We start from the raw sequence: 18,752 nt of genomic DNA on the forward strand, positions 1-18,752 counted from the left end.
GGTTGTTGGTTAATGCCGCACTGTTCCTCCGCAGCGGTGCTACCGCCCCATCCGCATCAGGTCGGTGGTAGAGGGTTGCACCAGGGCTACCTCGGAGGAAATAATGGTCAGCACGGCAATGGCGATCGTAATCAAAATGGCGATGACTGTCTGGATTCCTTCCACCACCGCCTTCAGCTTTAGCGTTGTCTCGCTTTCGTAGTAGTTGGCCATCTGCTCGGCCGCTCCTCGCACGTTCCCCGTCTCCGAACCACTCCGAAAACGTGCCAGTGCCATCTGAGTAAAGACCCCACTGGCTTCCATGGCCCGCACCAGATCCATCCCCTGCGCTACCATCAAGGGAATCGTAATGGTCTTGATCCGGTGCTCCATGTAGCGGTTACCACAGGCTTCCGCGGCAATTTTGATCACACTGATATTTTCCCCGCTGTTGGAATACAGAATGGCAAAGACCCGGCAGAAAATTTCAATGTTGAGCTTGTGCAACAGTCCACCAATGATGGGCAGCTTGATCAGCCAGCGATGCACAACCAGTTGCCCCTTCTCGGAGCGAGCAAACGCCACAAAAGCGCCTACCGCCGCCGCAAATCCCAGCGTCAGCCACAAAATGTTGCGATCAAGCCACTCTGAAAACTTCATGGTTGCGGCCGTCATGGGCGGCAGTTCCATGCCCAGATCGGCCAGGAGCCCGGCTGTCATCGGGAAGATGTACCACACGTACCAGATAAACGTGGCCACCAGCGCGACGATCGTAATGGCCGGCGTGATCATCGCGCTGCGGACGCTTTTGCGAAACTCGTTCTGCCGCTCCAGGAACCGGGCCGTGGACTCAAAAATCTCGGCCATGTTACCACTTTTGGAGGCCAGGCCGAGCATGTAGGCTGTAAACTTACCCAGAATGTGCTGATGCTTCATGAACGCCTGCTGCGCTTCCATGCCGGCCTTCAGGTCGGCGTTCAAATCCCGAATGACCTGGCGCAGCGAGCTGGAAGAGATGTCGTTAACCAGCAGGTTCAGCACTTCGTCGAAAGGCAACTTCTCGCGCAGCAGATTGGCTGCCAGCCGCACGAACATAATGATGTCGGTCCGGGGGGGCTTCAACTGGAGGTCGAGCAGCTTCCGCTCAATGCGGATCACCTCCAGCCCCATCTTGCGCAGGGCCTGTGCCAGCTCTTCGGCCGTGTACGCCTTTTGCTCACCGGTGATGACCCGGCCGCTTGGATGCCGCACCTTGTAAAGGAACGTGCGGCGCGGCTGCAACATCTGCGGCCGGAAGCCGTGTTTCTTGGCCAGTTCGGCGAGTTTCTTACGGGCTGCCCGCATCGAAGGGGCCAGCACCGTCCCCTGCACAGGAACCCCGCTCAGACTGATCCCACTGAAGCGAAACTCACGAACAGGCATAGGAAGCTGCCGCCAATCCTTATGAAGGGAAGAAAAGGAGGCCGGTGGCGCCCCGCCGGGGCGCACTCCCCCGCACAGAACGCCACCGGACCTTTACGCGCAATGGGTATGTTCGGGGGGTTACAACATCAACCGCCGCCGCCGTTGTTATTATTGTTGCCTGTGGTGTAGCTCCACGTAATGTCGTCCGGCGTGGTACCGTCAATCGTGACCGTGGCAATGGTCGTATTCGCGTCACAAACGCGGTTGCCGTTCTGATCGGTCGTCAGCCCATAGATGGTCAGCGTGGCAGCTGAACTATTACCGCTGAGCGCATAGCAACCATTCACCGTCAGGTAACGGCCATTAGCATCCAGGCTGGACGAGGGAATGCCAATCGCCTGGAAGCTGACGCTCGTCCAATTACCACTGTCGCCTCCTCCACCAAACGCTTTGGGCTTAAGCATCCAGGCCTGGATGTCGGAAATCAGCCGCATCGCATCGCTGACCGCTGCATCCCGGTCGGCCTTGGCCTTACCTTCGGAGAAGGCCTGAATACCGGCGACCACGGCAATTCCGACGATCACCATGCCGAGCACGAGGAGCAGAAGCTGTTGCTGACCCATGACGAGCCTCCTGTTTGGTTAATGAATGTTTCGCTTTTCGTTAGAGGACAGGCTTCTGAGCAGGTATCGACCGCAGGTGCCTGCGGCTTAAATACCTGCCGCATTTTTTTTCCTGCGGCGCCTCCACCGAAGCCCTGGCCCTAGCTTGCTGCACACGTCGTGCCACTTTGATTCCCGACGCTATTGACTGGCCTTTTCGCTATGAAATCCAATCTTTTAGAGCCTATCCTCATCAGAATTGAGTAACCTCCTCTATGCCCCAGGCATTACATTAGGTAACCAGGTGCGCAAAAATGAATCCTCTCTCTCTTTGCGTGGACTGGCAACTGAAGAAAGACGCCGGCCCATCAAGCAGACAACGCGGTAGATCGGCCTTTTAACGCTGCAAAAGCGCAGGTTACAATGCGATAGGCCAGGCACGGGTACCTGCATGCGCCGGTAGCGCCGAACCCACCTAGGCAGTTCCCCCTAAAAAAAGCCCCTCCACAGGGAGGGGCTCAGGAAGATGCCGAAAGAGCGTTCAGGCAAGCGCTCTCTGCTCTGTCCGATCCATCAATTACTGTTCAGTCCGGCACAGGCTTCGACTTCTTTAGCTTTTTCCATCTGGTCGGTCTGCACATACGCCTGGAAGAGGGCGCGGCAAATAGGCTGAACGTTTTCTCCCTGCGCTTCCATGAGCTCGCGCGCCCGTTCCAGCGGCGGAATCGCCTGCGCAAAGAGCTGTCGGCGTTCTTCAATCAATTGCGCTATCTGTTCTTCGAGCTGGCGAATTTGATCACGGGAGAGCTCCGAGCGATGCGCGCGCAGGCTGTCGTCCAGCGCCACAGCTCTGTCGTTCACATCAACCGCCTTGTTAATATAGGTGGCGCCCAGATTGTAGAAGGCGTTTGCATATTCCGGATCCAGCTCGGTTGCCTTCTTTAGATGCGTGATCGCTTCATCGTAGCGACCGGCTTCCAGCAACAGCGAGCCGTAGTTGTATTGGTAAAGTTTGTTGTCAGGCTCTTTCTCTACCGCCTCTTTATACATATTCATTGCTTCCTCTAGCTTGCCGGCCTGCACATAGGCATTCAGCAACTGCGACTCAATATCCGGATCGTCTGGATAGCGCTGGCGTGCCTTTTCCAGGATTTCCAGCGCCTTTTCCGGCTGCTGCTGAATCCGATACAGGTCGGCCAGAATCAGATAGGTATCTTTGGAAGCTTCGCCTTTCGAGATAGCCGTTTCCAGAGGGGGAATGGCTTCCGCCCGCTTGCCCGCATTCAGCAGAGAAAAGGCCTGGTTCACATAGGCCCCGGCCGAATCGGGCTGGATAATGGTAGCCCCTTCAAAATAGGCGGCTGCCCATAGATAGTAGGTTGAATCCTCACTGCCTCGGTTGAAAGCATTAATACCGTTCTGGAACTCTCGAACGTAGGCAAAGCGGAGCTGGTTGACAATACCTTCTTCTAATTTGGGATCCAGTTCTATGGCCTTCTGAAAGGCCGCCACCATCGCCCGCACCGTATCCAGGCGTGCTTCAGGCTCCAGGTCCTGCTGGTTGGCCAGAATGTCCAGAATTATCCGGCCTTTGAGTTCATAGGCCTCGGGGTTCTGCGGATTGCGCTCCAGTGCTTTTTCGACGTTCTCTAGAGCCCGAGCATAGTCCTTATTGCGCAGGTCCAGTTTGGCCCCTTCAATGTTAGGATCTCCTGAGCAGCCATTGGCACCGGCCAGCACCAGCACCCACCCGCTTATCAGCAGCATGCCCAGCGAGCGCTTCCAGGCAGCAAAACAGTGTAGCGCGTTCATGTTGCCCTCGGCTTTGCAGTTAACAGAAATCACCTCAATGCCTTTAACGGCTATTTCTTTCCTGAAGGAAATTAACGACTGAATGCGCCCGGCACAACCGGTTGACTGGATTCTTTCATTTTTGAAAGCAAAACGACAGGGTTTCCCGCCAAAACGTCTGAGCGCCTCGGACACCTGTCGTGCTACGTCACTGCATTTTTTCTCATGTTGTTTGTCGTTTTTTCGGCGGCATGTGCCAATCTGGCGCACTTTCACCAGCGGCATAGCTGTTGATAAAAAGTGGGGTGGAATCCTGAGAAAACAACCATCAAACGGAGGAGAGAGCCATGACGAGCCTGGTTCGTTTCTCGCCGATGACTGAACTGCGCCGGCTGCAGCGCGAAATGGATCGGCTGTTTGATACGTTCTTCGGGCGCGAGGTGGAAACGACCGAAGAAACCACGCCGGTAACCTGGGTGCCGCGGGCTGACCTGGCCGAAACAGACGATGCCTACCTGATCCAGCTCGACGTACCCGGCATGAGCAAGGATGAGCTGACGGTGACCTACCATGATGGCACGCTCACCGTCAGCGGCGAACGGAAGTCGGAAACAAAGGAAGAAAAACCCAACTTCATCCGGGTTGAGCGCAGCTACGGCCGCTTCTATCGGAGCTTTACGCTTCCGAAGGCGGTCGATGACAAAAACATCGAAGCGAAGTACGAGAACGGTGTGCTGACGATTCGCGTGCCCAAAGCGGAAGGCAGCAGGGCACGCCGCATCGAAATCAGCTAATCAGCCCGGCAGCACATGAGATCGGGGCTATTCCCAGCGGAATAGCCCCGATTTTGTTTGTCGCCCTTTGGCGCTACACATATCAGGGGCTATCTGTAGACTCAGACGCGCGGCTTTATGCTGTCTCTTTTTGTTTTTGTGGAGCCGCCTGCTCTAAAACTTCAGGAATCTCCCGAACGCCCCGCGCGTACGCGCATGCAGTATGCGCAGGTTAACTTTTGCGGAGTGCATTGCTCGGTTGCGCCAACGGTTGGCCGGTCCACTTCCTGGCATCGCTGCCCACCTCCAGATGGCTCCGGCCTACCGGCAGTCTCCCGATCAGCTTCGCGTCGAAGGGAAGCCCTGCCGGGAGGCCGGCGTGCTGGCCCTGCTGTTTCCGGAGCAGGATGATCCCTACCTGCTGCTGGTAGCGCGCCCCGCTCATCTGAAAGATCATGGGGGCCAGATCGGATTTCCCGGTGGGCGCCGCGAACAGGGCGAAACGTTGCAGGAAACCGCGCTGCGAGAAGCCTACGAAGAGCTGGGCCTGCCCCCCGAACGCATTGACGTGCTGGGTGCCCTGACGCCCCTTTACATTCCGGTCTCTAACTACTGCGTGCACCCCTTTGTCGGGTGCATCGCTTCGCTGCCGGAGCTCCGTCCCTGTCCTGAAGAGGTGGAAGCTGTGCTCCGCATCCCCCTGACTGCCCTGCTGGACCCCACCAATCGACGCCGAGAACGCTGGATGATTCGAGGCCAGGCGGTTATGGTGCCCTTCTTTGCCATACAGCATTATCGCATCTGGGGCGCTACGGCGATGATGCTGGCCGAGCTGCTGGCTTTGCTCCGCGAGGAGACGCTGATGGATTAGCGAAAAAGCCTGCTTTCTCAGCAATTTCCCGTCGCAATCTCTGATAGATCGCTGTCAGTCCACGCAGACGTTGCATCCCCAGCAGCGGTGCAATGCCCAACTGAGAAAGCAGATCTTCAGGTGCCTCCAGCACCGCTTCGGGAGGCTCCCCGTCAAAGGCCTCAATCAACAACGCCGTAAAAGCACGGGGTGTAGGCGCCTCACGCGGCACATCGGCATAGATGCGCACGCGCCCTTCCTGCACTTCGGGCAAGAAAAAAACCGGCGACTGGCATTCGCGGACCATGCCTATCCCGGCATCCCGAAGGGGGACATACGCAGGCGGAAGCGGGGGCAGCCGATCCGCAAAATCCAGCAGCAACTCCAACCGCTGGTCCTGATCGGCTTCCCGAAACATCTCCAGTAAGACATCCAGCTTACGCATAACCCTTTAATTTTTCTTGAGAGACGCTGCAACAGCAGGCTTTGCTCCCATAAAGCCCCCCTGACACCTAGAGGGCTTCAGTCCGACTCGCCTCCGAATCGCCCCGTTCGATAGGCACGCCGACCAGGTTGCCCCATTCGGTCCACGAACCGTCGTAGTTCTTTACCTGCGCAAAACCCAGCAGGTACTTCAGCACAAACCAGGTATGGCTTGAGCGTTCGCCAATGCGGCAATAGGTGATCACGGTCTCTTCCGGGCACAGCCCTTTCTCCCGCAAATAAATGCGTTCCAGCTCTTCCCGTGATTTAAACGTGCCGTCTTCCCGCACGGCCATGCTCCAGGGGACGTTCTGCGCGCCGGGGATATGACCGGCCCGTAACGCTCCTTCCTGAGGATAGTCGGGCATATGAACCAGCTCTCCCCGGTACTCAGCCGGCGTCCGCACGTCAATCAAGGGCTTGCCCGCCTGCATGTGCGCCTGCACCTCATCCCGGAAAGCTCGAATCGAAAGATCCGGATCCCGGGCCTGGTAAGCGGTGCGCGGAAACGAAGGCATAGCCCGGGTCAGCAGCCGCCCTTCCGCAATCCACTTCTGACGCCCACCATCCATAATGGCGCATCGCTCGTGGCCAAAAAGTTTAAAAATCCAGAAGGCATAGCAGGCCCACCAGTTGTTTTTGTCACCGTAAAAGACGACCAGCATATCGTTTGAAATGCCCCGAGCCGCGCACAGCGCTTCAAATTGTTCTTTGTTGATATAGTCCCGAACGATCGGATCTTGCAGATCCTGCACCCAGTCGATTTTGACCGCGTTCGGGATATGACCGGTTTCGTAGAGCAGCACATCCTCGTCCGACTCCACAAGGCGCACATGCTCGGTATCGCTCAGATGCGCAGCCACCCAGTCGGTAGAAACTAACGCCTCGGGATGGGCATAGCCGGCCATGATTTTATCTGGTTTCTGCGTTACCTGCCTGCTCCCACCCTTTTTAAAGCCTTGTACTCGTTACACCAGAAAATAGTGTCATTCGCCTCGGGACGGAAGATGCTCGGACCCGCTATCGTCGTCTGAGAATAATCGACCCGGTTTTATTTCGGTAAAGCGTTGTGTGGCCGACGAAGTACCTCAGCGCGTGACGACAAACGTGTACTGCACGCGCGCGTAGCTCCCGAAAACACCGCGGCCTCCTTCCACATGCTCCAGCACCGCCGGAATCTCGCCCGGTGAAAGCGTCGAACCTCCCTGCTGCACGCTCTGCGTGCGGATCAAATCGTACAGGTTATCATCCAGCGCACTGATCGTTACCCGATTCGGTCCGTAGAAAAGCACCGCCAACCAGGGCAGTTGCAGGCGCAGTGTTCCATCGGCCGCCTCCACATAATGGGCCTCGTTCAGAATGGGAGAGCCGCTGACGCGCATCTCATCCAGGGTGAAGGTGCTGTCCTCGTAAAGCGCCCGGCCCAGCGGCGTCAGATTCTCTTCGGTGGGCTCCAGGGCTTCGGTGGTGATGATATAGACTGCCTGGCGTCCGGGATATTCGCTGCGCGTCATGAACAGCTCCAGACGCACCTCACTTCGATAACGCACCGAATCCAGATTGACACCAAGCACGCGGAACGTATCCGGCACCGTCGTCTCAGCCGTCAATAGCGTCCCGTCCGGCATGCGGGCCTCCAACCGATACCTGCGCAACGGACGCACCCGCACCTCGCGCACCAGCGGAACCGGCACGTAGTACCCCGGAGCCTCCGGATGCTCTTCGTACGGATACCAACGCTCCAGCATACCCTGGGCGTCCAATAACGCAATGCGCACCTGCGCCCCCCGAACCCGCACCGAATCCGGCACGTAACGCGCCTCCAGCGGAAGCGTCCGCGTCAGCCAGACCGGCTGCAGGGGCTCCCCGGCAATCTGATAGGACTCCACTACGTATTCCGGAACAAAACGAACGGGCGCAACCTGGTCGCAGGCCGCCCAACCCAACGCGCCAAGAAGCACCACGACGATAATGCGATACATAGCTCAAAACTGTAAGGTAAAAGAGAGATTAGGCAACGGAATGGGAATCTGAGGAACTTCGTTGCGCCGGACTTCTCCCTCTCGAGTAAACTCAAAGAAGTAGAACCACAGATTACGCCGGGCATAGGCATTAAGCACCTGCACCTGAAGCGTGTAGTCGGCTATTCCGAAAAAGCGACCGCGCCGCGTCAGCCCTACATCCAGCCGATGATAGGCAGGCAGCCGGGCATTGTTGTAACCCGGCGTCAGAATCACATTGCGCGTATCGGCGCCAAAAGGATCTCGCCCGAGCCGGTACTGCCCGTAGGGCTCTGTATAGGCCTGCCCCGTTGCGTAGGTAAAAACGGTCGAAAGCCGCCAGCTCCTGGACAGATCGTAACTGAGCACCAGACTCAGGTCATGCGTCCGATCGTATTTAGGAGGATAGAACTGCGGACGTCCCTGCGCATCCAGGTTCACGCCCGGGAAACGCCGACGCGTACGTCCCCAGGTATAGCCCAGCAGTCCCGTCAAGCGCCCTACTGAACGTTGCACCAGAACCTCTACGCCATAGGCGTATCCATCTCCTACCCGAAACAGGTCGCGGTAAGCCAACCCGGCCACATCAGGCAGAAATGGATCGAACTCAAACAACGCCCGCATGGTGCGGTAATAGGCTTCCAGCTCCACCTGCACGCCGGCGGCTGGTTCCCACTTGGCGCCCATGACCACCTGATCGCCCCACGCCGGCCGCACGCCCTCATCCACCGTCAACCAGACGTCAAACGCGGTGATGAGCTCACTGGAAATGAGCGTCAGGTACTGATAATAGCGGCCATAGCCCGCCTGCAACCGCAGATTGGCACGGGGACGATACTCGACCGACAGACGCGGTTCCACGCGCACATAGGATCCTCGGCCGAAGTAGCTCAGCCGCACGCCGCCTTCCAGCACCCAGCGCACCGACGGACGGAACGTCTCCTGCACATAAAGCGCGCCGTAAAGCGCATCAATGGCCGCGCGCATGCTCTCTTCCTGGTCGAACCGGTCGCGCAGGCGAAAGCGAAACAGTCCTCCCCAGTACCCCAGTTTCAGCGTATGCTTGTCGCTGGGGAAGTATTCAAAATCGCCGCGCACCGACCAGTCGGTTACCGTGTTGGTGCGTTCGAAGGGCGTGCCCGCCAGCTCAAACGTAGGCAAGCTGAAATAATAGGAACCCGTCACCCGAAAGCTGGCAAATAGTTGCTCCGAGAACAAATGCATCCATCCCACCGTGGCTGTTCGGTTTCCGTAAGAAACCCGCAACTGACTGTCTTCCAGAAAAGGCAACTTCAACGCGTCCATCCCTGCGTAGAAGGCCAGCGAGAGTCGATCATTGGCCGAGGCATCAATGTTCAGTTTACTATTCAGATCATAGAAATAGAACCGATCGGGTGCTCCTTCTACGTTTTGACTGCGCAGCACTGCCAGCAGGGGTTCTATCGTAGATCGGCGAAATGCAATCATCCAGGATCCCCACCGGTATGGGCCTTCGAGCAGGAGGCGCGAGGCTAACATCCCGATGCTCAGGCGGCCCCGGGTCTGGTTACGGTTACCATCTTTGTTGTACACGGCCAGCACGGACCCCAGGCGGCCGCCGTAGGCAGCCGGATACGCTCCTTTATAGAGACGGACGTCCTTAATGGCGTCGGGGTTGAACGTAGAGAAAAAGCCAAAGACATGCGTGGGATTATAGACGGTGGTGCCGTCCAGCAAGATCAGCGTCTGATCCGGGCTTCCCCCCCGCACGTACAGCCCACTGGAGTAATCAGAGGCTGCCTTCACGCCGGGCAGCAGTTGCAGCGTTCGAAATACATCTGGTTCAAAAGCAGCGGGCAGTTCCTGCACCAGGCGGGTTTCAACCTGCGCAACGCTCAGGTTGCGCGCCTCTTCCAGCGTTCGCGTTGCCGTTACCACCACTTCTTCTGCTTTCAGGGGCTCAGGCTCCAGTGCCACATCGAGCCGCCTGCGCTCACCGGGCTGCAGCGTTAGCTCGATCTGGAAGCGGCGATAGCCCAGGTAGGAAACAGCCAGGGTGTACGTGCCGGGTGGGACGCCGGTTAACGTATAGAATCCGGCCGCATTGGTCGCTGTCCCATAAGCGGTTCCTTGGAGCACGACGTTAGCCGAAATCAGCGTTTCGCCGGTGGCAGCGTCCCGCACAAACCCGCTAATCGTTGCAGGTTGCGCCTGCGCCTCCCCGGTCAGTAACAGAGTACCGATGAGCACAAACCAGCAGCCGCGATGCATAAACGTAGGGGTTGTCGGTTCAGGCCGGTTTCATTTGACGAAAAGGCCTGCCGTCGGTTGCATTGCCGCTTCAGCGTGGTAGCAGAGTCAGCGCCCGATCCGGATAGTCCGTAATCAGTCCGTCCACCCCCAGGCGCAGCAGTCGTTGCATGTCCGCGATGCGGTTGACGGTCCAGGGAATCAGGCGCATGCCATGGGCATGGACAGCCGCCACCAGGGATGCCGTGACCAGTCGGAAGTGCGGACCGTACACTTCTGGCACAAACCCTAACCGCTCCAGTTGTTCTTCCAGGGTACGCGGATCGCGGCGCTCCACCAGCAGGGATAGGGCCAGCTCTGGAAACAGCCGCCGGGCCACCTGGAGCACGCGCACATCAAAGGACAGCAGTGTGGTTCGCGCTACCACGCCACAGGCAGCTACCACGGCTTGCACCTGCCGCACGAACGTTTCCGGATCCGGATGGTATCGTCCGTCCCATTCAGGCCGGGATTTGATCTCAATGCTGTAGTGCAGGGGTGGGCGCTTCAGGCTGGCCGCATACGCCTCTGCCTGGCGCAGCACGTCCTTTAGGCGAGGTTTGGGCGCAGGCACAGGTTCCTGATGCGGAAACCGGGGATGTCGCCGGCTGCCGCAATCAAACCGGGCAATTTCTGCATACGTCATCCGGTACAGGTTGTAGCGCCGAAACGGCCGGACGGGACGCCCCGAAGGCTCCCGGCACAAGGTGGCCGAAAACCAGGGCTCATGCGACACGACCATTTCGCCATCTCCGGCGATGACAACGTCCATTTCCAGCGAAGTAACCCCCAGTTCAATGGCTCGAGCAAAAGCAGGCCATGTATTTTCTGGACGCAGCCCGCGCGCGCCGCGATGCCCCTGAATGTCTGGCCAGGTCGGTCCTTTCATTTACCTGCTGCTTCTTTTTTGCAAATACAAATTTATTCAAGCTTTCTAAATCCAGAAAATGAGAACTTTTTTCATCTGGTGCGTTCGCTTTTTTGAGACGATTTTTCTATTTTGTAACGTTTCTCAGCAAAAAACGCTCTGTTACTCTTACATCCAATTTACTGCTTGTTTTAAACCAGTAATATCAAAAATGGAAGCAGAAAAACCTCGCATTATTCCTGTCAATATTGAGGAGGAAATGAAATCCTCCTACATTGATTATTCCATGTCTGTCATTGTGGGACGAGCCCTTCCAGACGTGCGAGATGGTCTGAAGCCGGTGCATCGGCGCGTCCTCTACGGCATGTATGAGCTGGGGTTGACGTCGGGGGCTCCGTACAAAAAAAGCGCCCGCATTGTAGGGGAAGTGCTCGGCAAGTATCATCCCCATGGTGATGCAGCCGTTTACGACACCATGGTGCGCATGGCGCAGGATTTCGCCATGCGGTATCCCCTGGTTGATGGCCAGGGCAACTTCGGCTCCATCGACGGCGACAGTCCCGCGGCAATGCGCTATACAGAGGCGCGCCTGACGCGCCTGGCCGAAGAAATGCTGCGCGACATCGACAAGGATACGGTCGACTTTCAGGATAACTTCGACGGCTCTCTGAAAGAACCGGTAGTCTTGCCCGCAGCACTTCCCAACCTGATCGTCAACGGAGCCGACGGGATCGCCGTGGGCATGGCCACGAAGATCCCTCCGCACAACCTGGGAGAAGCCGTCGATGCCCTGGTGGCTATGATTGACAACCCGGATATTTCGCTTGACGAGCTGCTCCAACACCTTCCTGCCCCCGACTTTCCCACAGGAGGCATTATCTACGGCTATAGCGGCGTCAAGGAAGCCTACGCTACCGGACGCGGCCGCATTGTCATTCGCGCCCGCATGCACGAAGAGGAAGTGCGGCCCGGCCGCATGGCGCTGGTCATTACAGAAATTCCCTATCAGGTGAACAAAAGCAGCCTAATCGAAAAAATCGCGCATCTGGTGCGAGAACGCCGCATTGAGGGCATCACGGACATTCGAGACGAAAGCGACCGAGAAGGACTCCGCGTTGTGTTAGAGCTGCGTAAAGATGCGGTGCCGCTGGTCGTGCAGAACCAGCTCTATAAATATACCCCGTGCCAGCAAACTTTCGGGGTCAACATGGTGGCCCTGGTAAATGGCCGCCCCCGCACGCTCACGCTCCGAGAACTGATGCGCCACTACCTGGACCACCGCCACCAGGTCGTGACGCGCCGCACTCGCTTTGAGCTACGTAAAGCCGAAGAGCGTGCTCATATCCTGGAAGGACTCAAAATTGCGCTGGATCATCTCGACATTGTTATCAACATCATTCGCTACTCGGCCGATCCCGAAGAAGCGCGGCAGCGCCTCATGGAAGGCGTGCTGCCCGAACGTCTGACGCCAGCCCAGCGGCAACGCCTGGGCCTACCCGTCGAACCGGTCTCGCACTTTACGCTTACCGAAACCCAGGCCAATGCGATCCTGGCCCTGCGGCTGAGCCGCCTGACCGGCCTCGAACGCCAGAAAATCGAAGAAGAGTATCGCACCCTGCTGCAGGAAATTGAACGGCTACAGAGCATTTTGAACAACGAGCCGCTGCGCTGGCAGATCATTCGGGAAGAACTGCTGGCACTGAAGCAGAAGTACGCCGACGCGCGCCGCACCGAGATCGACTACGCCGGCGGGGGAGACTTCGCCATTGAGGACTTGATCGAAGACGAGCAGGTGGTGGTCACGCTCTCGCATCAGGGACTCATTAAACGCACCCCGGTCCACATCTACCGCCAACAGGGCCGCGGTGGCGTCGGGATGAAGGCCAGTGGCATGCGCGAAGACGACTATATCGAACACTTATTTGCCTGCAAGAACCACGACTACCTTCTCTTTTTTACCGACCACGGCCGCTGCTACTGGCTGCGCGTCTATGACATCCCCGAAGGAAGCCGCACCAGCCTGGGCCGCTCCATTCGCAACCTGATCCAGATCGCACCCGACGACCGCGTACGGGCTGTGCTGAACATTCGCAAGGAAGATTTTGAAAACCCGGATTTCCTACGCACACATTACGTGCTCATGGCCACCCGTCAGGGACTCGTCAAAAAGACGGAGCTGGCCGCCTTTAGCCGTCCTCGCGCCGACGGCATTATCGCTATAGCGTTTGCCGAAGGCGATGAACTCATTGAAGCCGTGTTGACCGATGGCCGGGCGCACGTACTCCTGGCCTCTTCCGGCGGACGCGTGGTGCGCTTCGACGAATCCGATGTGCGGCCTATGGGACGCAACACGCGGGGCGTGCGCGGCATTGCGCTGGGCACTGGCGAGCAGGTGGTGGGCATGGTGGCTGTCGCTCCGGAAGTAGCACCCTGCATTCTGGCTATCAGCGCCAGAGGCTACGGGAAACGTACCCCCCTGGCGGAATATCCCGTTCACCGGCGGGGCGGCAAAGGTGTATGGACCATGAAAATCACACCCCGCACCGGCCGTCTCATCGCCATCAAAGCCGTGCAGGACACCGATGACTTGATGATTATTACCCAGAACGGCTTGATGATTCGTCTGCATGTAGCCGGCATTAATCGGATGGGGCGGCACACCCAGGGCGTCCGACTGATCCAGCTCAAACCGGGCGACGCTATTGCGGATGTAACCCGACTCGTAACCGAAGCGCAAGAGGACGAAGCCGTGCCAGCAGAGACTACTGTCTGAGGTGGCCCGCAGCGACTTTTCAGGGACTCGTCCGCTCGGACGAGTCCCTCGCTCGGGTGGGCCGCGCCTGCTCATGGGACACGGGTGCACCCCCGCTTTACAAAAAAATAAGGTCGGCCTTTACAGACCGACCTGAGGATACCACGCAGACCGCGTTTCAGCTAGCAGACTGCTGACGTGCCACGTGCTCCAGCGCCCGGCGTAACCGTTGAAGCCCCTCGTCAATCTCCGCCTCGGTGATAATAAGGGGAGGCCGAAAACGGATTGAGCGTTCTCCGCAGGCCAGGATAAGGACGCCCTCTTCCAGGCTTCGCTGGCGGACGGCATCCCGAAACGCCGGCGTTGGCAGGTCAAAGGCGCACATGAGTCCGCGCCCCCGCACATTGGTCATGAAGGGGAGTTCCCGCGCCATTTCCTCCAGGCGACGCAACAGATGAGCGCCCGCCCGGGCTGCGTTTTCTACTAGATGATCTTCTTCAATAATCTCCAGAATCCGATCAAACCGAACCATGTCCGCCAGGTTACCGCCCCAGGTAGAATTTAACCGGCTGGACACGTGAAACACATTGTCTTCGACTTCATCCAGCCGGCGTCCTGCCAGAATGCCGCACACCTGCGTCTTCTTGCCAAAGGCAATGATGTCGGGCTGCACGCCAAGCGCCTGATGGGCCCAGAAGGCACCTGTAATGCCTACTCCGGTCTGCACCTCGTCAAAGATCAACAAGGCATCGTTCTCATCCGCCAGCTCCCGAAGCGCCTGCAAAAACTCTGGCCGGAAGTGGTTGTCGCCCCCTTCTGCCTGAATCGGCTCAATGATAATGCAGGCAATTTCATCTTTGTACTCGTAGAAATACTGTTTGGCCTGGCGGATCGCCAGTTGCTCCAGCCTAATCGTACGCTCCAGGTTTTCCTCCGTCAGCGGAAACGTCAGTTTGGGATTGATCACGCGCGGCCAGTCAAACTTGGGAAAGTACTGGGTCTTCCGTGGATCAAACGTATTTGTCAAGGAAAGCGTATAGCCACTGCGCCCATGAAATGCCTGATCAAAATGCAATACGCGGTGCCCTACTTCACGGCGATATCCCTTCTGAAAGTTCTTGCGCACTTTCCAGTCAAAAGCCGCTTTGAGTGCATTTTCTACAGCCAACGCCCCGCCATCGATGAAGAAAGCATAAGGCAAATAGTCTGGGATGCCCACCCGCTCGAACGTCTGCACAAACCGCGCCATATGGACGGTATAAATATCCGAATTGGTTACCTTGTTAAGCGCAGCCTCCAGCAGACGTTTTTTAAAGTCCTCGTCTGCTAGCATTTTGGGATGATTCATCCCGACCGCGCTGGATGCAAAAAAACCAAAAAAGTCAACAAATTCCCGACCCGTAAGCTGGTCGTACAGACGCACGCCCTGGCTCCGCTCCATATCAAGCACAAGGGGCAGCCCATCCGTCAGCAGGTGGCGCGACAGAACGGGCCGCACCATTTCCGGCGTAATCTGCTGCGTGGTCAGATGCTCCATAAGACACTCCCTTCTGTTTTCCACAACAACAGTTCAGGCGCAAAATACAAAAACCAAACCATCGAAACGGAAACGCCGGGCGGGAAAAACTTGAAAGAACAACGAAGGAGCGACTGGATCTGCCTGGTAACCGCATGGGATCATTTCGGCACGAACCGGGTAGCCTTTCCCCGATTTTGGGTCAGCTAAGATGCTTTGGAAAGCGCAACCTGCTATGAACCAGCAGCATACCCCGTCACCTCGTCGTCGCTTTCTACCGGGCGAAATTGAGTTAAAGCGGGTGCCCAAGGAGCCCCTTTTCCCAGAAGGAGATGGAGGTTTTTTCGAACTGCCCGTCATTGATCCGCCTCCTGTAACCAACGAGCGCGGCCGGCGCCCGGCCTGGCTTCGCGCCAAATTACCCTATGGCCCTACGTACCGACGCGTGCTGGACATCGTGGAGACGCACCGGCTGCACACGGTCTGCCAGAGTGCCCGCTGTCCGAACATGGGGGAATGCTGGACAGCAGGTACGGCCACGTTTATGATCCTGGGGAACGTCTGCACGCGCTCATGCGGCTTCTGCGCGGTCAAAACTGGCCGACCCGATCCGGTCGATTGGGATGAGCCGCGTCGCGTAGCCGAAGCCGTGCGTCTGATGGGCATCCGACATGCCGTCGTTACCTCCGTTGACCGGGACGATCTGGAAGATGGGGGCGCGGCCCTGTTCGCAGAAACGATTCGACAGATTCGAGCCCTCAATCCGGGCGTAACCGTCGAAGTGCTGATTCCGGACTTTCAGGGCAACTGGGACGCCCTGCAATTGGTGTTGGACGAACGTCCGGACATTCTTAACCATAATATCGAAACCGTCCCTCGCCTCTATCGACGCGTACGTCCGCAGGCACGTTATGACAGATCTCTGGAACTGCTCTGGCGCGCCAAGCAGGCCGGCCTGCGCACTAAAAGCGGTATTATGGTTGGACTAGGCGAAACCAGAGAAGAGGTGCTGGCCGTGATGGACGACTTCGCCCGCATTCAGCTCGACATTATGACCATTGGCCAGTACCTGCAACCTACCCGCATGCACTTGCCGGTAGAAGAGTTTGTGCATCCCGACGTGTTCCGATGGTACAAAGAAATGGGAGAAGCCAAGGGTATTGGCCATGTTGAAAGTGGACCCCTTGTCCGCTCTTCCTATCACGCCGAGCAGCACGTATAGGAGGCGTCCTTAGCGCCGTCTCCGGCTATTTGTCCGAGGCGAAGCGCCCTGCTCCAGCTTTCGGACCCATTGCTGCCACTGGGCCGGATCAATCAGAACGGCTACCGCCTTTCCCTGCCGCTGCACAATTACCGGCCCCTGGGCCAGTCGTCTTTTCAGTTCTTGTGTCGCCTGCAAGCGAATCCTGGAAATAGCCACCGTCTCTGCCGGTGCTTCACGCATGCGCTTCATTGTCCCAGATCAGTCACCTCTCTAGCATTTGTAGAGTATTACGCCGAACCAGTCAATTTTTGCCGTTCGTTACCACTTTATTACGCATGTTACTTCCCCCATCTATTACCTTGTATTTGGTTGTCATAACAAACTGGATGGGCCCCTGTCATGAAACGTAACGTAGGCACCATTGACCGGGTTATTCGCATTGTCATTGCCCTGGTAATTGGCGGGCTGTACGTTACCGGTCAGATCAGCGGCACCGTGGCCGTCATTCTAGGCATTCTGGCGCTGATTTTTCTGGTAACGGGGCTGGCCGGGAGCTGTCCCCTTTACGCCGCCCTTGGCCTGTCCACTTGCCCGCGAAAAGCCAGCAGCTAATCGCTCCAGCGATTACGTTTCCCGCATGGTGAGGTAGCGTAGCAAGCTACCCCACCATGCGGAGCGTATGCTGTTTCTCAGGCTTTACCCGGTCCGGAAAAGAGACTGGAACTTCATAGCCATCGGCAGTGAGCCGCTCACCTTGAGTTTGCCCATCATCATGAGCGACATCGGATTGGCCTTGCCGTTGTTGATCTTAAGCCAGTTTTCGGCGGAGGTGGTTACAGTGACCGTGGGGTTTTCGTGCGTTCCTTCTTTGATTTCCAGCGTGCCATCCTTGATCACCATGTAGTACGTCCCTCCGCCTTCGCCGGTCAGGTTAAGCTGCACGACACCTTCCACACCTGCTGCCTGATCGGGCAGGAATCGCTCCTTATAGGATTCGAGCACTTCGGGAATACTGTTGTACTGTGGCATGGCTGATCTCAGCTTGGTGAAACGGTTCATGTTGTAGCCAAACCGGCCCCGAATGCTCCTTCGGCAGCCAGTTTCTGAATTTCCTTCATTGTAAACCCAGCTTCCTGGAGCACCGTCAGGGTGTGCGCGCCCAGAGAGGGCCCGGTATGCCGATAGGTAGGCGGCGTGCGCGAAAAATGTACAGGAAAGCCTACCTGGCGCTGGGTGGTGCCGTCTGGACGCGACACGGTAACGATCAGTTGCCGCGCCTGCACCTGAGGGTGCTGCGTCATTTCCTCCAGCGTCAATACGGGCTCAACGCACACATCATGTTCAGCAAAGCGTGCCTGCCATTCGGCCAGGGTGCGCGAAGCGATGGTCTGGTGAATTTCCTTTTTGAGGCGTTGCTGGACAGCGACATCCCACACATTGTAGCCGTAAGGAGCCAGGTCGGGGCGACCGATTGCCTTGCAAAAGCCTTCCCAGAACTTAGGCTCCAGTCCGGCCACAGCCAGGTAGCGTCCGTCGCGCGTGCGGTAGCAGTCGTAGAAACTGCCCCCATTCAGGGGTTCGGTTTCGTAGCCGGGTTGATGTCCGGCTGCTAGAAAACCACTGACGGCCAGGCCATTGAAAGCGATGGTGGTATCAAGAAGAGCCAGATCCAGATATTGTCCTTTGCCTGTGCGCTGGCGATGCACTACAGCAGCCAGAATGGCCAGCGCGGCAAAGAGTCCGCCTGCCACGTCGGCCAGGGGCACGCCAGAAGGTCCTGGTCCGGCTTCCCGACGGCCGGTATGGCTCAGCAGACCCGAAAGCGCCTGATAATTCAGGTCATGCCCTGCCCGTTCGCGGTAAGGCCCTGTCTGGCCATAGCCCGTGATGGAGCAGTAAATCAGGGCTGGATTTTCCTTAGCCAGCGTCTCATAGTCAAGCCCCAGCCGCTGCATAACGCCTGGCCGGAAGCCTTCAATGACCACGTCGTAGTGCCGGACGAGCCGGCGTACCACCATGGCCGCTTTGGGGTGCTTCAGGTCAAGTGCTACAGAACGCTTAGAGCGGTGGATCCAGGCATAGCCGGCCGCCACTCCGGTTTCATCGTAGGGGGGTGCCAGACGCATCAGGTCAGGCCGATCCGGGGCTTCAATGCGCACCACGTCGGCGCCCAGATCGGCCAGCAGGAGCGTCGCATACGGTCCGGGCAACAGCGTCGTAAAATCGAGCACGCGTAGCGAAGCCAGCGGTCCTGGCATAGAT

The 18,752-nt window shown here is 57.7% G+C and carries 17 protein-coding genes; 5 read left to right on the top strand and 12 right to left on the bottom strand.

The features are described from left to right. Positions 1-39: 39 nt before the first annotated feature. The 3 genes from BUA15_RS02545 to BUA15_RS02555 form a co-directional block, all read right to left on the bottom strand. Complete coding sequence (locus BUA15_RS02545; protein WP_072714372.1) at positions 40-1,401, bottom strand: type II secretion system F family protein; 1,362 nt, start codon at positions 1,399-1,401, stop codon at positions 40-42. A gap of 128 nt (positions 1,402-1,529) precedes the next feature. Then, a complete protein-coding gene (locus tag BUA15_RS02550; RefSeq protein WP_072714373.1) occupies positions 1,530-2,006 on the bottom strand; it encodes a hypothetical protein in 477 nt (158 codons plus the stop codon). Positions 2,007-2,558: 552 nt separating this feature from the next. Next, complete coding sequence (locus BUA15_RS02555; RefSeq protein ID WP_072714592.1) at positions 2,559-3,797, bottom strand: tetratricopeptide repeat protein; 1,239 nt, start codon at positions 3,795-3,797, stop codon at positions 2,559-2,561. Positions 3,798-4,123: 326 nt separating this feature from the next. On the opposite strand from BUA15_RS02555, the gene BUA15_RS02560 reads away from it, so the two are divergent. Continuing rightward, complete coding sequence (locus BUA15_RS02560) at positions 4,124-4,570, top strand: Hsp20/alpha crystallin family protein (protein WP_072714374.1); 447 nt, start codon at positions 4,124-4,126, stop codon at positions 4,568-4,570. Between the two features lie 202 nt (positions 4,571-4,772). Beyond that, a complete protein-coding gene (locus tag BUA15_RS02565) occupies positions 4,773-5,420 on the top strand; it encodes an NUDIX hydrolase (RefSeq protein WP_072714375.1) in 648 nt (215 codons plus the stop codon). Here BUA15_RS02565 and BUA15_RS02570 read toward each other — a convergent pair. From BUA15_RS02570 to BUA15_RS02590, 5 genes are all read right to left on the bottom strand, one after another. Continuing rightward, the gene (locus tag BUA15_RS02570; RefSeq protein WP_072714376.1) at positions 5,359-5,844 is read right to left on the bottom strand and encodes a SufE family protein; all 486 of its coding nucleotides are present in this window, start codon (positions 5,842-5,844) and stop codon (positions 5,359-5,361) included. The two genes, BUA15_RS02565 and BUA15_RS02570, sit on opposite strands and share 62 nt — an antisense overlap. 67 nt (positions 5,845-5,911) lie before the next feature. Then, positions 5,912-6,790 carry a sulfurtransferase gene (locus BUA15_RS02575; RefSeq protein ID WP_072714377.1) on the bottom strand — a complete coding sequence of 293 codons (879 nt, stop codon included), beginning with the start codon at positions 6,788-6,790 and terminating at the stop codon, positions 5,912-5,914. Between the two features lie 180 nt (positions 6,791-6,970). Next, positions 6,971-7,864, bottom strand: a complete 894-nt coding sequence (locus BUA15_RS02580; protein ID WP_072714378.1) for a DUF4249 family protein — start codon at positions 7,862-7,864, stop codon at positions 6,971-6,973. 3 nt (positions 7,865-7,867) lie between these two features. Further along, entirely contained in the window at positions 7,868-10,132 is a 2,265-nt protein-coding gene (locus tag BUA15_RS02585; RefSeq protein ID WP_072714379.1) for a TonB-dependent receptor, read from the bottom strand. A gap of 70 nt (positions 10,133-10,202) precedes the next feature. Further along, entirely contained in the window at positions 10,203-11,039 is an 837-nt protein-coding gene (locus tag BUA15_RS02590; RefSeq protein ID WP_072714380.1) for a glycerophosphodiester phosphodiesterase family protein, read from the bottom strand. Positions 11,040-11,229: 190 nt separating this feature from the next. On the opposite strand from BUA15_RS02590, the gene gyrA reads away from it, so the two are divergent. Beyond that, positions 11,230-13,791 (top strand): DNA gyrase subunit A, encoded by a 2,562-nt coding sequence (gene gyrA, locus BUA15_RS02595; protein ID WP_072714381.1) that lies wholly within the window; start codon positions 11,230-11,232, stop codon positions 13,789-13,791. A gap of 157 nt (positions 13,792-13,948) precedes the next feature. Here the strand turns inward: gyrA and lat are convergent, their stop codons facing one another. Further along, the gene (gene lat, locus BUA15_RS02600; RefSeq protein ID WP_072714382.1) at positions 13,949-15,307 is read right to left on the bottom strand and encodes an L-lysine 6-transaminase; all 1,359 of its coding nucleotides are present in this window, start codon (positions 15,305-15,307) and stop codon (positions 13,949-13,951) included. Positions 15,308-15,521: 214 nt separating this feature from the next. On the opposite strand from lat, the gene lipA reads away from it, so the two are divergent. Continuing rightward, on the top strand, positions 15,522-16,508 hold the full coding sequence (gene lipA, locus BUA15_RS02605; protein WP_072714383.1) for a lipoyl synthase: 987 nt from the start codon (positions 15,522-15,524) through the stop codon (positions 16,506-16,508). Positions 16,509-16,517: 9 nt separating this feature from the next. On the opposite strand, the gene BUA15_RS02610 is transcribed toward lipA, so the two are convergent. Continuing rightward, positions 16,518-16,739 carry a type II toxin-antitoxin system Phd/YefM family antitoxin gene (locus BUA15_RS02610; RefSeq protein ID WP_072714384.1) on the bottom strand — a complete coding sequence of 74 codons (222 nt, stop codon included), beginning with the start codon at positions 16,737-16,739 and terminating at the stop codon, positions 16,518-16,520. Between the two features lie 150 nt (positions 16,740-16,889). Here BUA15_RS02610 and BUA15_RS02615 point away from each other — a divergent pair, with 150 nt between their 5' ends. Further along, positions 16,890-17,102: a YgaP family membrane protein gene (locus tag BUA15_RS02615; RefSeq protein WP_072714385.1), complete on the top strand. Its 213-nt coding sequence runs from the start codon at positions 16,890-16,892 to the stop codon at positions 17,100-17,102. 84 nt (positions 17,103-17,186) lie between these two features. Here BUA15_RS02615 and BUA15_RS02620 read toward each other — a convergent pair whose 3' ends face one another. Both BUA15_RS02620 and BUA15_RS02625 read right to left on the bottom strand, forming a co-directional pair. Next, complete coding sequence (locus BUA15_RS02620) at positions 17,187-17,549, bottom strand: SCP2 sterol-binding domain-containing protein (RefSeq protein WP_245771894.1); 363 nt, start codon at positions 17,547-17,549, stop codon at positions 17,187-17,189. Then, positions 17,546-18,748: a CaiB/BaiF CoA transferase family protein gene (locus BUA15_RS02625; protein WP_072714387.1), complete on the bottom strand. Its 1,203-nt coding sequence runs from the start codon at positions 18,746-18,748 to the stop codon at positions 17,546-17,548. The genes BUA15_RS02620 and BUA15_RS02625 overlap by 4 nt, the downstream gene beginning before the upstream one ends. Between the last annotated feature and the right edge of the window lie 4 nt (positions 18,749-18,752).

It is taken from the genome of Rhodothermus profundi, assembly GCF_900142415.1.
GTDB classification, from domain to species: domain Bacteria; phylum Bacteroidota; class Rhodothermia; order Rhodothermales; family Rhodothermaceae; genus Rhodothermus; species Rhodothermus profundi.

Bases quoted from the DNA above. Each gene is read 5' to 3' on its own strand.
- BUA15_RS02545 (WP_072714372.1), bottom strand. From the start codon at position 1,401: ATGCCTGTTCGTGAGTTTCGCTTCAGTGGGATCAGTCTGAGCGGGGTT.
- BUA15_RS02550 (WP_072714373.1), bottom strand. From the start codon at position 2,006: ATGGGTCAGCAACAGCTTCTGCTCCTCGTGCTCGGCATGGTGATCGTC.
- BUA15_RS02555 (WP_072714592.1), bottom strand. From the start codon at position 3,797: ATGAACGCGCTACACTGTTTTGCTGCCTGGAAGCGCTCGCTGGGCATG.
- BUA15_RS02560 (WP_072714374.1), top strand. From the start codon at position 4,124: ATGACGAGCCTGGTTCGTTTCTCGCCGATGACTGAACTGCGCCGGCTG.
- BUA15_RS02565 (WP_072714375.1), top strand. From the start codon at position 4,773: ATGCGCAGGTTAACTTTTGCGGAGTGCATTGCTCGGTTGCGCCAACGG.
- BUA15_RS02570 (WP_072714376.1), bottom strand. From the start codon at position 5,844: ATGCGTAAGCTGGATGTCTTACTGGAGATGTTTCGGGAAGCCGATCAG.
- BUA15_RS02575 (WP_072714377.1), bottom strand. From the start codon at position 6,790: ATGGCCGGCTATGCCCATCCCGAGGCGTTAGTTTCTACCGACTGGGTG.
- BUA15_RS02580 (WP_072714378.1), bottom strand. From the start codon at position 7,864: ATGTATCGCATTATCGTCGTGGTGCTTCTTGGCGCGTTGGGTTGGGCG.
- BUA15_RS02585 (WP_072714379.1), bottom strand. From the start codon at position 10,132: ATGCATCGCGGCTGCTGGTTTGTGCTCATCGGTACTCTGTTACTGACC.
- BUA15_RS02590 (WP_072714380.1), bottom strand. From the start codon at position 11,039: ATGAAAGGACCGACCTGGCCAGACATTCAGGGGCATCGCGGCGCGCGC.
- gyrA (WP_072714381.1), top strand. From the start codon at position 11,230: ATGGAAGCAGAAAAACCTCGCATTATTCCTGTCAATATTGAGGAGGAA.
- lat (WP_072714382.1), bottom strand. From the start codon at position 15,307: ATGGAGCATCTGACCACGCAGCAGATTACGCCGGAAATGGTGCGGCCC.
- lipA (WP_072714383.1), top strand. From the start codon at position 15,522: ATGAACCAGCAGCATACCCCGTCACCTCGTCGTCGCTTTCTACCGGGC.
- BUA15_RS02610 (WP_072714384.1), bottom strand. From the start codon at position 16,739: ATGAAGCGCATGCGTGAAGCACCGGCAGAGACGGTGGCTATTTCCAGG.
- BUA15_RS02615 (WP_072714385.1), top strand. From the start codon at position 16,890: ATGAAACGTAACGTAGGCACCATTGACCGGGTTATTCGCATTGTCATT.
- BUA15_RS02620 (WP_245771894.1), bottom strand. From the start codon at position 17,549: ATGAACCGTTTCACCAAGCTGAGATCAGCCATGCCACAGTACAACAGT.
- BUA15_RS02625 (WP_072714387.1), bottom strand. From the start codon at position 18,748: ATGCCAGGACCGCTGGCTTCGCTACGCGTGCTCGATTTTACGACGCTG.